The following is a 12,190-nucleotide window of genomic DNA, read 5'->3' as shown; positions in this document are numbered from 1 at the left end:
CCCTCCGTGCTCGTTAGGGTGGAGCGGTCACGGCAGGAGGGGGTCCGAGTGGATTTCTGGGTCGTCGTGCCCCTCTTCGACGAGGAGAAGCTGCTCCGGGGCACCCTCGACGCCCTCGCGGCGCAGACCGACCAGGACTTCACCCTGCTGCTCGTCGACAACGGCAGCACCGACCGCTCGCGCGAGGTCATCGCCGCGTTCGCCGCCGAGCGTCCGGAGCGGCCCGTGCTCACGATCGACGAGCCGCAGAAGGGCACCGGAGCCGCCTCCGACACCGGCTTCCGGCACGCGATCGCGCACGGCGCGAGGGTCGTCGCGCGCACCGACGCCGACTCGCTGCCGGACGAGCACTGGGTCGAGCTGCTGAAGGCCGACTTCCGCGCCGGCTTCCGCTTCGTCGGCGGACGCGTCGCGCCGCGCACCGACGAGCCCGACTACCGCTGGTACGACGGAGTGATCGGCACCGCTCTCATCCGCATCCTCGAGCGGGCGCCCGGCGTCGTCTACCGCCGACCGGGCCAGCGCTACCGGATGTTCATGATCGCCGGCCTCAACCTCGCCATCGACGCCGAGCTCTACCTCGAGGTCGGCGGCTTCCCGCGCTCGAGCATCGACGACACCGACGAGGACCTCGAGCTGCACCTGAAGGTCTGCCGGGTGATCCCGGGCTCGCAGGCGAGGCTGAACCGCCGCGCGATCGTCCGCTGCTCGATCCGCAAGGGCAAGGCGCTCGGCTACCTCGGGATCCTGCTCTGGTACTGGGGCCGCAAGAAGGGCCTGGAGGTCGTCGATGTCCGCTGAGCGTGCACCAGGCCCCCGCCGCGTCCTCGTCACCGGCGCCACCGGCTTCCTCGGCGGCCACGCCGTGCGCGCGTTCCTCGCCGAGGGCGACGAGGTCATCGCCTCCGGCCGGAACGCCCCCGCCCTCGAGCGCCTCGCCGCCGCCGGAGCCGAGACGATCGCCGCCGACCTCGCCGACCTCGCGACGCTCCCCGTACGCGCCGACGTGCTCGTCCACTCCGCCGCCCTGTCGAGCCCGTGGGGCCGCTGGAGCGACTTCCGCGAGGCGAACGTCGCGGGCACGGAGGCGATGGTGGGCCTCGCCGAGCGCGCCGGCATCCCGCGCATCGTCTTCGTCTCGTCGCCGAGCATCTACTCGGCCCGCCGGCACCAGCACCTGGTGCGCGAGGACCAGTTCGATCCCGCGAGCCGGATGAGCCTCTACATCCGCAGCAAGATCGAGGCGGAGCAGGTGCTGCAGCACGCTCTCGCGGCCGGGCGGATCCGGGAGCTCGTGATCCTCCGTCCGCGCGGCCTGATCGGCGTCGGCGACCCGAGTCTGATCCCCCGCTTCGTCGCCGCGAACCGCCGCCGCGGCATCCCGCTCTTCGACGGCGGCCGCAACGTCGTCGACGTGACCTGCGTCGAGAACGCCGCCCGGGCGCTGGTCCTCGCCGCCGGCACGGAGCACGCCCGCGGCAGCGTCTACAACATCACCAACGGAGAGCCGACCCCGTTCGGCGACCTGCTCCGCGCCTTCTTCGCCGCGATGGGAGAGGACCCGCGCTTCCTCACCGTCGATCTGCGCCTCCTGACCGCTCTGGCCGAGGTGCTCGAGCGGGTTTACGCGAGGCTGCCCGGCAGCGCCGAGCCGCCCTTCACCCGCTACACCGTCGCCACCCTCGCCTACGCGCAGACGCTCGACATCTCGCGCGCCCGCGCCGAGCTCGGCTACGAGCCGACCGTGCCGCTGGCCGAGGGCATCCGCCGCGTCGGCGAGCACTACCGGGCCGCGTCCCGTGCCTGAGCGCGAGCCCGCCCTGCGCGTCTTCGCGTGCGGAGACACCACCTTCCCTCTCGCCCGCGTGTTCCGCGGCGAGGGCCTCCCCCGCCGCACCTTCCCCTCGTCGGTCTTCCTGTACGCGCACCCCGGCGGCCGCCGCGTGCTCTTCGACACCGGCTACCCGCCGTCCCTGCAGGGCACCGGCCCCGTCGGCGCCCTCTACCGGCGGATCCTGCCGGCGCGCGTCACTCCCGCCGAGACGATCGACGCCCGGCTGCGCTGCGAGGGGCTCGAGCCCGACGACATCGACGTCGTCGTGCTCTCGCACCTGCACCCCGACCATCTCGGCGGACTGCGGTACTTCCCGAACGCGACGCTCGTCCTCTCGCGCGGCCAGCTCGAGCGGATCGAGCGCAGCCGCCTCACCGACGGCGTGTTCTCGGCGCTGATCCCGCCCTGGTTCGCCGACTCCGAGCGCCTCGTCGTCGACGAGCAGCCCGTGGTCACCGTCGCCGGAGTGAGCGGCGCCGACCTCTTCGGCGACGGCCGGTACGTGGTGGCCCCGCTCCCGGGCCACGCCCTCGGCCACCTCGGCGCGCTCGTCGAGGGCCGGTTCCTGCTCGCCGGCGACGCCGCCTGGGGCCGCGAGTTCCTGGAGTGGTCCGACCGCCTGCGCCCGCTCCCCCGCCTCATCAGCGACGACCCCGCGGCCCACCACCGCACCTCCGAGCAGCTGCTGCGCCTCGAGGCGTCGGGCCTCACCCTCTGTTTCAGCCACGACGCGTACCCGTCGCGAGTGCTGCTCGACTGAGCGCCGGTGCCGATGCACCGTGCCCGGATGATCCCCACCCCCGTCGCTCGCCCGCGGATCCGGAGAAATCAGCCGGACTCGAGGCTGCAGACCTCGCTTCTGCGGGGAGAGCGGTTCGCAACCGAGGGTGAGAGCTGTTCACGCGTGCCTCGGAGGCCGGATCCGCGGTTCCCTCCTCGTCAGCGAACACCTTCAGCGGCGCTCCGTCCCCCTCGAGGGTTCGAGAGTCGCGTTCCGGCGCTCCTCCTCGAGGCGGGATCGCCGTGCCGCAGCTCAGCCCGGGAAGTCCTCCGGCCAGCCGCGCTCCGCGAGCGAGGCGTCGCACGCGCTCGACGTCGGCGTCCGACGGCAGCTCCGAGGTGACGCGGGCGATCGCCGCCGCCACGTCGATCCGACTCGCGGGCAGCGCGCCCTCGGCGTCGAGCCCCGCGGCGACCTCCGCGACCTCCTCGTCGGTCAGCCGCCGGCGCAGCAGCGCCACGAGCGGCACGAAGTCCTGCTCGGGCAGCCCCGCCGGGTAGCCGGCGCGCAGCCAGCGCACGATCCGGGTGACGAGTCCGACCTGCGGCGCGTCCGCCTCCGGCAGCCCGAGCGGCCATCCCGCACTCGCGAGACGGACGGAGACGCGCACGAGATCCTCGGGCAGCGCGGGGCCCAGCAGCATCTCCTCGATGCGGAGTCGGAGCCGCGCGCGATCCAGCGGCACGCCCGCCGCGGACGCTCGGGACGCGTCGTGCACCAGCCGCTCGACGACCTGCTCGACCTCCTCGGGCGTGAGGCTGCGGCGCAGGATGCCGAGCAGCGGCACGTAGTCCTGCTCGGGGACACCGGCCGGGTAGCCCGCCCGCAGCCAGCCGACGACGCGGGCGACGAGACCGCCCTCGGTCACCTGCTCGCTCATGCTCAGTCCTTCGGGACGAAGACGGGGATCACGTGCGTGAAGTCAACCTCCTGGCCGAAGCCCGTGGCGAGGATGATGCTCAGCCCCACGACCACCGCGAGCACGACGATCGCGAAGCAGGCGACTCCGAGCACGCGCAGCAGCGGCACGGGGAGGCGCGGCTGCTCGCCGGAGGCACCGCCCGCGACCGCGAACGAGCGGACGCCCAGCGCGAAGAGGACGGGCAGGCCGGCCCCGAGGAGGACGGCGACGAGCGCCACCTGACCGGCGGCCTCGAAGAACAGTGCGAGCACGGTGCTACTCCTCAGATCTCGGGGGGGGGTCAGACGTTCAGGGTCTCGGCCGACGGGCGGCGGGAGTCCTGCCACTCGTCGTTGACGTTGTGCGAGCCGATCGCGTCGCGGCGCGAGCGGACGTAGATCAGCACGGCCACCGCGACGAGGATCGCCGCCATCAGCAGGCCGCCCAGCGCCCCGCCCGCGAGGTGGCCGATCCACCACATCACCGCGCCGACGAGCCCGGCGGCGGGCAGCGTGATCACCCAGGCGATCACCATCCGCAGCGCCACGCGCCAGCGCACCTGGGCGCCGGGGCGTCCGACGCCGGAGCCGAGGATCGAGCCGGTCGCGACGTGCGTGGTCGAGAGGGCGAAGCCGAGGTGGCTGGAGGCGAGGATGACCGCGGCCGACGAGCTCTCGGCCGCCATTCCCTGCGGGGTGTCGATCTCGACGAGGCCCTTGCCGACGGTCCGGATGATGCGCCAGCCGCCGATGTAGGTGCCGAGCGAGATGGCGAGGGCGCAGCTGAGCTTGACCCAGAACGGCACCGAGCCGGTGTCGCTCCAGCCGCCGGCCGCGATCAGCGCCAGCGTGATCACTCCCATGGTCTTCTGCGCGTCGTTCGTGCCGTGCGCGAGCGAGACGAGGGACGCGCTGCCGATCTGGCCGATGCGGAAGCCGTGGTCCAGGCTCTTCGAGGCCAGGTTGCCGACCACCTTGAAGACCAGCCAGGTGCCGATCGCCGCGACCGCTCCGGCGAGCACGGGCGACATCAGCGCCGGCAGGATCACCTTGCCGACGACACCGTCGAGCTTCGAGCCGTCGCCGGCCCAGTTGACCCCGTCGACGCCGAGGCCGGCGAGCGTCGAGCCGATCAGCCCGCCGAAGAGGGCGTGCGACGAGCTCGACGGCAGTCCCAGCAGCCAGGTCAGCAGGTTCCAGATGATGCCGCCGATGAGCCCGGCGAGCACGATCAGCAGCAGAGCGGATCCGCCGCCCTCGAGCAGCGCCGGGTCCGGTGCGCCGGACGAGTCCTGGATCTTCACCACCGCGTTGGTGACGGTCAGCGCCACCTCGATGCTGAGGAACGCACCCACCAGGTTGAGGGACGCGGAAAGTGCGACGGCGACCTTCGGCTTCAGCGCACCGGTCGCGATGGACGTGGCCATCGCGTTGGCGGTGTCGTGGAAGCCGTTGGTGAAGTCGAACGCGAGAGCGGTGACGACGACCAGGACGAGCAGAACGAAGGGATCCACGCAGGAATGATGCGCCTGCCGGAGGGCCGTGTGGCGACCTCACCGGATGTATTTACCGGCTATTCACTTTCGCCGGCGGCGTGGCGCGCAGAACCTCGGCCAGGAGGGGTCGTCGCGCACGACTGTGGCTGACGAGCACTCCCGGCCGAGGTTCTGCAGAGACCTGCGGAGGTCAGTGCCCGGACGGCAGCGGCGGAGTCAGGTCCGGAGTGTGCTCGGGGTCGGAGTCGACGACGGGCTCGTCCTCGTGCGGCGCGCTCGGCAGCGGCGGAGTGAGGTCGGGGGTCCGCTCCGGATCGGTGTTCGGCGCCGCGACCGCGACCGGTGCCGCGTGCTTCGGCTCGTTGGTGGACGTGCCCCGCTCGGCCGACTCCGCCTTCTTCGCGGCCTTGGCCTGCTTGCGCTGCAGCTTCTCGGTCTGCTCGGCGAGCTTCCGCGCCTTCTTGCGCAGCTTCTTGCTGGAGTCGCGCACCGCTTCGTGCGCCGCGCGGACCGACTTCTCGGCCTTCTTCAGAGCCTTCTTCGCCCGCTTCTCGACCGCCTTGTCGCTGCCGGCCTTGCCGCCCTTGGTCTGCGCCATGGTGTCGTCCTCCGCTCGTCGGCCTCGACGGGCCGTCCTCCCCCTTACGGTACCGAGCCGGTCCCGTACGGCGCCTGCACGAGTCCGCGGGTGACGGTGGCGCGCCGCGTCGGATCCGGCGTACAACTGCGGCATGACCGATCGACTCTCGCCCCGCGCGTTCCGCGCCGTCCCCGGGACCGAGGACTGGCGCGTCGTCGGCGACGGAGCGCGAGCCTGGTTCCCGACACGCTCCTTCGCCGACGGCGCGGCCCTCGTCGCCGCCGTCGCGGAGATCGCCGAGGCCGCGGACCACCACCCCGACGTCGATCTGCGCTATGGAGGCGTCGCCGTGCGCCTGATCAGCCACGACGTCGGCGACATCAGCGGCCGCGACGCCGCACTGGCCGTCCGCATCTCTGCCGCCGCCCGCGAGCTCGGACTCAGCGGCGCCCCGTCCCTCGTGCAGAGTCTGCAGATCGCGATCGACGCGGTCGACGTGGAGGCGGTGCGTCCGTTCTGGCGGGCCGTGCTCGGCTACTCCCCCGTCGAGGACGCCGACCTCACCGACCCCCGGGCCCTGAGCCCGAACGTCTGGATCCAGCGGATCGCCGCCCCGCGCCCCGAGCGCAACACGATCCACCTGGACCTCTACGTCCCCCGCGACGTCGTCGAGTCGAGGATCGCCGCCGCACTCGCCGCAGGAGGCCGCATCGCGAACGGGGACCACGCGCCCGAGTGGTGGACGCTCGCCGACCCCGAGGGCAACGAGGTCGACGTGGCTCCCTGGCGCGACGACAGCGAGTAGGGCGACTGAGCCGGAACCCGCGGGCGTCTGGGAGTCGCGTTCGAGAGTCGCGCGCGCTCGGAGTGAGCACGGCAGTCTGGACGCATGGTCTTCTCCTCCGACCCCACCGGCTTCCTCGGCACGCACGGTCAGCGGCGCCCGATGCGCGGCCCCCGGCGCGACCGCTGGATGTGGTGGCGCCTGGGCGCGGGCGTCGCCGCCACCGTCGGCGGGCTGATCGCCCTGCTGGTGTTCACCGGCGGGTCGTACTAGACCGGGCCCGCAGAACGGGTCCGAAGGCGAGGCCTCTCGAGGGAGGGGCTTGACTGCTGAGCACTCTCCCAGGTCGAATCCCGAGCACCTCGGGTAATCTGGAGGGTCGTACGGCGCGGAAGACCGCGGCCGTGACGGTTCCCCAGCCCCAGCAGCGCCCCGCCCCCGCGCTGCGAACGACCCGGAAACTCTGACTGCATGCACCACGAGGATCTCGCCCCGACCCCTTCCCCCGGGGAGTCGGGCAGACCGACAGCTCCACCGCTCTGCCGACCCGGCGCCTGCTGCGCGCCCAGCAGGAGGCCCAGCGGACCGCCGGACGTCGCGCCTCCCGCCGACCGTCGAAGCCCCGCGCCTCCGCCATGGCGGCCATGACGTTCGTCGTCGGCATCGCGGTCACCACGACCATGCCGGCCTTCGCCGTCGAGGGTGCCTCCGACCCCGAGGTCGTGCGCGACACGACGAGCGCCGTGGCGGCCGCGCGTCCGCAGAGCTTCGTCGCGGCCGGCGCCGTGCAGCACACCGTCACCCGCGACGCCTTCGCCGCCGAGGCGAAGCCCGAGGTCCTCGTGCCCACCGAGTCGCTCGACGCGATCACCGCCGGAGCGGGAGAGTCGACCGCCGCCGCGGACGGCGCGTCCGGCAGCTGGATGATCCCGGTGTCCGGTCGCATCAGCAGCAGCTACGGCCCACGCCCCGACGCTCCGGTCTCGGGCGTCAACCTGTTCCACAAGGGCACCGACCTCGCCGCCTCGTGCGGCACCCCGATCGTCGCGGCGTCGGGCGGAGTCGTCGAGGAGTCGACGTACTTCGGCACCTACGGCAACTGGATCCTGATCGACAACGGGGGCGGCATCGAGACCGGCTACGCCCACAACAGCGAGCTCCTCGTCGACGTCGGCGACACGGTCGCCGCCGGCGACGTGATCGCGCTCCTCGGGAGCACGGGCGCCTCCTCCGGCTGCCACCTGCACTTCGAGACCCGCGTCGACGGAGAGGCGGTCGACGCCGTGCCGTTCATGAGCGCGCTGGGCGTGCCGCTGGGCTGACCGGCGGTCGACTACGTCGGAGCGTTCGCCTCAGCCCGGACCCGGACCCGGCACCGTCCGCGGTCCGGTCGACACGGTCCCCGACCAGCGGGCGTCCGCCGGTACGGTCGTGACGACGATGCGGGCGTCCTGGTCGACGGAGATCTGCATGCTCGCGCCGTTGCCCTCGTGGGGGTCGCCGCGCGTGATGCCCTCGTCGGAGAAGCACTTCGAGGCGCTGGTCATCAGGCCCTCGATCTCGACGGTCACCTCCGCGTCCGCGGTGTCGCAGGCGACGGCGAGCCGGATCGAGAGCGGTTCGCCCACCAGGCGGACGGTCTGCGGCTCCGGTGCTCCGACCTGGTCGGTCCAGGTGACCGCCGCGGTCTGGCCTTCCGGCAGATCCAGCGGTCCGATCGGACCCGGAGTCGGAGTCGACGTCTCCGTGGCCGTCGCGGTCGGCGTCGCCGCCTCGTCCTCGGCCGGTGCCGTGCAGCCCGCCAGCGCGAGCACCGCGAGCACCGTCGCGGCCCCTGTCGCGGTCGTCCTTCTCATCACCATCGCGGATCCCCCTGTCCGTCTCGGTCCTTCCGGTCTACCCGAGGTCGGCATCCGGCGGGACGGTCTCTGCGGCCCTTGCCAGGGTCCGCCGGAGCGGCGCCGCACCCCGGCACGGAGCCGGCACCCAGAAAACCGAGTAACACTTGGGAGCGAGTCGAAGGGCGTCCGTGAACGAGCACGGAGCCGGACTCGCCGGCCCCGCCGACCCCTTCGCTCGTCGAGCAGGAGGTCACCATGTCCACCACCCAGCCGTCCACCGCCCAGCGCTTCACCGACCGCGTCGTCCTCATCACCGGCGGCGGATCCGGACTCGGCCGCGCCAGTGCCGTCCGCCTCGCCGAGGAGGGCGCGCGCCTCTCCCTCGTCGACATCTCCGAAGAGGGCCTCTCCGCCACCGTCGAGGCCGTGACCACCGTCGTCCCCGACGCGGAGGTCCTCACCGTGACCGCCGACGTGTCGCAGGAGGAGGACGTCGACGCCTACGTCGCCGCCACCCTCGAGCGCTTCGGCCGCATCGACGGCTTCTTCAACAACGCCGGCATCGAGGGCCGGCAGAACCTCACCGAGGACTTCACCGCCGCCGAGTTCGACAAGGTCGTCGCGATCAACCTGCGCGGCGTGTTCCTCGGCCTCGAGAAGGTGCTGAAGGTCATGCGCGAGCAGGGCTCCGGCATGGTCGTGAACACCGCGAGCGTCGGCGGCATCACCGGCATCGGCAACCAGTCCGGCTATGCGGCCGCCAAGCACGGCGTCGTCGGCCTCACCCGCAACTCCGGCATCGAGTACGGGCAGTACGGCATCCGCATCAACGCGATCGCCCCCGGCGCCATCTGGACCCCCATGGTCGAGAACTCGATGAAGCAGCTCGACCCCGAGAACCCGCGCGAGGCGGCGGAGGAGTTCATCCAGGTCAACCCGACCAAGCGCTACGGAGAGGCCGCCGAGATCGCCTCGGTCGTCGCGTTCCTGCTGTCGGACGACGCCGCCTACGTCAACGCGGTCGTCCTCCCGATCGACGGCGGCCAGTCCATCAAGTACTGAGCAGGCGGGGTGCGCCGCGCGTCGGGGGAGAATGAGTCCATGAATCCCACCGGGAGCTTCCGCGCCGCGCGCGACACCCTGCTCCAGCACCGCACCGACGCGGCCGCCGCGACCGAGGCCTTCCGCTGGCCCGACGTCGGCCCCCGCTTCAACTGGGCCGTCGACTGGTTCGACGCGATCGCGATCGGCAACGAGCGGACCGCGCTGTGGATCGTCGAGGAGGACGGCTCGGAGCAGAAGGTCTCGTTCGACGAGATGCGCTGGCGCTCGGACGAGGTCGCCACCTGGCTGCACTCGGTCGGCGTGGAGCAGGGCGATCACGTGATGCTCATGCTGGGCAACCGGGTCGAGCTCTGGGAGTCGATGCTCGCGATCATGAAGCTGGGCGCCGTCATCCTGCCCACCACGACGCTCCTCTCGCCGGCCGACCTGGCCGACCGCCTCGAGCGCGGCGAGGTCGCGCATGTGATCGCCGACGTCTCCGAGACCGCGAAGTTCGACGACGTGGAGGGCGGCTTCGGCCGCATCTCGGTCGGCGGGGCCGTCGACGGCTGGCTCGACTTCGCCGACTCCGCGGAGCCCTTCGGCATCAGCCCGGCGGTGGTCGTCGAGAGCACCGACCCGTGCCTGATCTACTTCACCTCGGGCACGACCTCCCGGCCCAAGATGGTCGTCCACACACACGAGTCCTACCCCGTCGGGCACCTGAGCACCATGTACTGGCTGGGCGTGCAGCCCGGCGACGTCCACTCGGCGATCAGCTCCCCCGGCTGGGGCAAGCACGCGTGGAGCTGCTTCTTCGCGCCGTGGAACGCCGAGGCGACGGTCTTCGTCTACAACTACAGCCGCTTCTCGGCCACCGCGCTGCGCGAGCAGCTCGACCGCGCCGGCGTCACCACCTTCTGCGCCCCGCCGACCGTGTGGCGGATGCTGATCCAGTCCGAGCTCGGCGCGAAGCCGCGTGCGCTGACCGAGATCCTGTCGGCCGGCGAGCCGCTGAACCCCGAGGTCATCGCCGCCATCGAGCGCGGGTGGGGACTCGGGATCCGCGACGGCTACGGCCAGACCGAGACCACCGCGATCATCGCGAATCCGCCCGGCTCCGAGATCGTGCCGGGGGCGATGGGCCGCCCGCTGCCCGGAGTCGCGATCGCGCTGATCGACCCGCTCACGGGCGAGAGCGCGTCGACCGGCGAGATCTGCCTCGACCTCTCGACCGAGCCCGTGAACCTCATGTCGGGGTACCACGCCGACGAGGAGCGCACGGCGCTCGCCCGCGCCGACGGCTACTTCCACACCGGCGACGTCGCCGTGCGCGCCGTCGACGGCACCATCACCTTCGTCGGCCGCACCGACGACATCTTCAAGTCCTCCGACTTCAAGATCTCGCCGTTCGAGGTCGAGAGCGTGCTGCTGCAGCACCCCGCCGTCGCCGAGTCGGCGGTCGTGCCCGCTCCGGACGCCGTGCGCCAGAGCATCGTGAAGGCATACGTCGCGCTCGCCGAGGGCTGGGAGCCCACCGCCGGGACGGCCGCCTCGATCTTCGCCCACACCCGCGAGGTGCTCTCGTCCTTCGAGCGCGTGCGGCGCCTCGAGTTCGCGGAGCTCCCCAAGACCATCTCGGGCAAGATCCGCCGGGTCGAGCTGCGCGAGCGCGAGCAGGCCGCCTTCGACCGCGGCGAGGAGCTCACGACGGAGTGGCGGAGCGACCGGATCTGACCGCGCCGGTCGGCGCCTGCCGTTACCCGAGTCGTGCGGCGGAGCCGCGACTCGATCCCATCCGGAACCACGCGGCGAGCGCCGGCGTCCCGCGCCAGCGGAGGAAGTCGCGGTCCAGGGCCGGGACGCCGCGGTAGCCGGAGGCGCGCGCGATCTCCTCGAGCGCGCCGAGGCGGTGCGGAGTGCTCGCCATCAGGACGGTCGCGAGCTCGAGGCGGCGCTGGGCGAGGAGCTCGTCGAGCGGGAAGCCGTAGAAGCGGCGGAACCGCACGCGCAGGGTGAGCGCCGGCACGTGCAGCTCGGCGGCGAGGCCGGCCGGACCGAAGTGCCGATCGGCGTAGCGCTCGTTCACGAGCGCGGCCGCGGCGACGGCGAGCAGATCGGGTCGGCGGGCCGGAGGGCGGCGGCGGACGGGGCGGCGGGCGGGGCGGCGGGCGGGGAGCGGCAGGAGTCGGGGAAGGGGCACGGTGAAGAGACTCCGCCGCCCGCTCCTGATGACGCGATGGCGCGATCCGCAGTGGTTCCGGCGCACGACGTCCGGCGCGGGTCGGGGCGCGACCCGCCGCGGATCCCGCCGCTCGCGCCCCGGATCCGGGGCTTCGCGCCGACGGCGCGACGCGGAGTGCGGGGCCCGCCGATCATCGTCCCGCCGCCGCCCGTCCACCCCGAGGAGACCCCCATGCCCCTGACCTCGATCCTCGCGGCGCCGTCCGGCGGCACGGTCGCCCCCGGTCGCTCCGTACCCCGCCTCCACCTCGATCTCTCCGTCTCGCACTCCGGCCGGGGTCCCGCCCGCCGTGCGGACGCGCTGGTCCTGGCCTTCTGGTTCCACGTCCGCAACGACACCGCCGGGCCGCTGCACGACCTGCACCTCCTGCAGGGCGGCTTCTCGGACGACGTCGACACCGACCTCGAGTACGACGCAGCGCCCATCGTCCTGGCCGGACCGGACGAGCGCATGGAGCCGGGCGCCGGCTTCGTGGCCGTGGCGCGGTACACGGCGAGAGTGCTCCCGCGCGCGAGGACCCTCCTCAACACGATCGTCGTGCGGGGCACCGGAGCGGACGGCGCCCCCGTCAGCGGGCACGCCCAGGTGCGCGTCACGGTGGCGCGGGAGCGGCCGCCGCAGGTCCGGTGACCGCGCTGTTCCTGCTGTGACCCGAAGGGAGGGCCCTTCGACTCGAAGGACCGGC

The 12,190-nt window shown here is 72.7% G+C and carries 15 protein-coding genes; 9 read left to right on the top strand and 6 right to left on the bottom strand.

Translation table 11 applies throughout. The features are described 5' to 3' along the window. Positions 1-48 precede the first annotated feature (48 nt). The 3 genes from AC0CID_RS14590 to AC0CID_RS14580 are packed head-to-tail and all read left to right on the top strand — an operon-like array spanning position 49 to position 2,594. Positions 49-801, top strand: a complete 753-nt coding sequence (locus tag AC0CID_RS14590) for a glycosyltransferase (protein ID WP_207407388.1) — start codon at positions 49-51, stop codon at positions 799-801. After that, a complete protein-coding gene (locus AC0CID_RS14585) occupies positions 791-1,807 on the top strand; it encodes an NAD-dependent epimerase/dehydratase family protein (RefSeq protein WP_465227362.1) in 1,017 nt (338 codons plus the stop codon). Before AC0CID_RS14590 ends, AC0CID_RS14585 begins: the two co-directional genes overlap by 11 nt. Next, the gene (locus AC0CID_RS14580) at positions 1,800-2,594 is read left to right on the top strand and encodes an MBL fold metallo-hydrolase (protein WP_465227361.1); all 795 of its coding nucleotides are present in this window, start codon (positions 1,800-1,802) and stop codon (positions 2,592-2,594) included. Before AC0CID_RS14585 ends, AC0CID_RS14580 begins: the two co-directional genes overlap by 8 nt. Here the strand turns inward: AC0CID_RS14580 and AC0CID_RS14575 are convergent. The 4 genes from AC0CID_RS14575 to AC0CID_RS14560 form a co-directional block, all read right to left on the bottom strand. After that, on the bottom strand, positions 2,554-3,495 hold the full coding sequence (locus AC0CID_RS14575; RefSeq protein WP_465227360.1) for a DUF3349 domain-containing protein: 942 nt from the start codon (positions 3,493-3,495) through the stop codon (positions 2,554-2,556). The genes AC0CID_RS14580 and AC0CID_RS14575 overlap by 41 nt on opposite strands. 2 nt (positions 3,496-3,497) lie before the next feature. Further along, positions 3,498-3,788, bottom strand: coding sequence for a hypothetical protein (locus AC0CID_RS14570; protein WP_207407394.1), 291 nt, complete (start codon positions 3,786-3,788; stop codon positions 3,498-3,500). A gap of 29 nt (positions 3,789-3,817) precedes the next feature. Continuing rightward, the gene (locus AC0CID_RS14565) at positions 3,818-5,029 is read right to left on the bottom strand and encodes an anion permease (protein ID WP_465227359.1); all 1,212 of its coding nucleotides are present in this window, start codon (positions 5,027-5,029) and stop codon (positions 3,818-3,820) included. A 172-nt stretch (positions 5,030-5,201) separates the two neighbouring features. After that, entirely contained in the window at positions 5,202-5,609 is a 408-nt protein-coding gene (locus AC0CID_RS14560; RefSeq protein ID WP_465227358.1) for a hypothetical protein, read from the bottom strand. A 133-nt stretch (positions 5,610-5,742) separates the two neighbouring features. Between AC0CID_RS14560 and AC0CID_RS14555 the strand changes: the two genes are divergently transcribed. The 3 genes from AC0CID_RS14555 (at position 5,743) to AC0CID_RS14545 (ending at position 7,697) form a co-directional block, all read left to right on the top strand. Beyond that, complete coding sequence (locus tag AC0CID_RS14555) at positions 5,743-6,396, top strand: VOC family protein (protein WP_465227357.1); 654 nt, start codon at positions 5,743-5,745, stop codon at positions 6,394-6,396. Between the two features lie 84 nt (positions 6,397-6,480). Beyond that, positions 6,481-6,648 carry a hypothetical protein gene (locus AC0CID_RS14550; RefSeq protein WP_207407402.1) on the top strand — a complete coding sequence of 56 codons (168 nt, stop codon included), beginning with the start codon at positions 6,481-6,483 and terminating at the stop codon, positions 6,646-6,648. A gap of 371 nt (positions 6,649-7,019) precedes the next feature. Beyond that, positions 7,020-7,697, top strand: a complete 678-nt coding sequence (locus AC0CID_RS14545) for a M23 family metallopeptidase (RefSeq protein ID WP_465227356.1) — start codon at positions 7,020-7,022, stop codon at positions 7,695-7,697. A 30-nt stretch (positions 7,698-7,727) separates the two neighbouring features. Here the strand turns inward: AC0CID_RS14545 and AC0CID_RS14540 are convergent, their stop codons facing one another. After that, positions 7,728-8,231: a hypothetical protein gene (locus AC0CID_RS14540; protein ID WP_465227355.1), complete on the bottom strand. Its 504-nt coding sequence runs from the start codon at positions 8,229-8,231 to the stop codon at positions 7,728-7,730. A gap of 240 nt (positions 8,232-8,471) precedes the next feature. Between AC0CID_RS14540 and AC0CID_RS14535 the strand changes: the two genes are divergently transcribed. Both AC0CID_RS14535 and AC0CID_RS14530 read left to right on the top strand, forming a co-directional pair. Continuing rightward, complete coding sequence (locus AC0CID_RS14535; protein WP_465227354.1) at positions 8,472-9,278, top strand: glucose 1-dehydrogenase; 807 nt, start codon at positions 8,472-8,474, stop codon at positions 9,276-9,278. Between the two features lie 39 nt (positions 9,279-9,317). Next, positions 9,318-10,997, top strand: coding sequence for an AMP-binding protein (locus AC0CID_RS14530; RefSeq protein WP_465227353.1), 1,680 nt, complete (start codon positions 9,318-9,320; stop codon positions 10,995-10,997). Between the two features lie 22 nt (positions 10,998-11,019). Here the strand turns inward: AC0CID_RS14530 and AC0CID_RS14525 are convergent, their stop codons facing one another. Next, entirely contained in the window at positions 11,020-11,463 is a 444-nt protein-coding gene (locus AC0CID_RS14525) for a helix-turn-helix domain-containing protein (RefSeq protein WP_465227352.1), read from the bottom strand. A gap of 213 nt (positions 11,464-11,676) precedes the next feature. Between AC0CID_RS14525 and AC0CID_RS14520 the strand changes: the two genes are divergently transcribed. Beyond that, positions 11,677-12,135, top strand: coding sequence for a hypothetical protein (locus tag AC0CID_RS14520; protein WP_465227351.1), 459 nt, complete (start codon positions 11,677-11,679; stop codon positions 12,133-12,135). The last annotated feature ends 55 nt before the right edge of the window (positions 12,136-12,190 follow it).

The sequence above is a fragment of the Rathayibacter sp. AC451 genome (assembly GCF_979253095.1).
The sequence above is the reverse complement of the archived record's forward strand: the minus strand, read 5'-3'. Positions and strand labels throughout refer to the sequence as shown.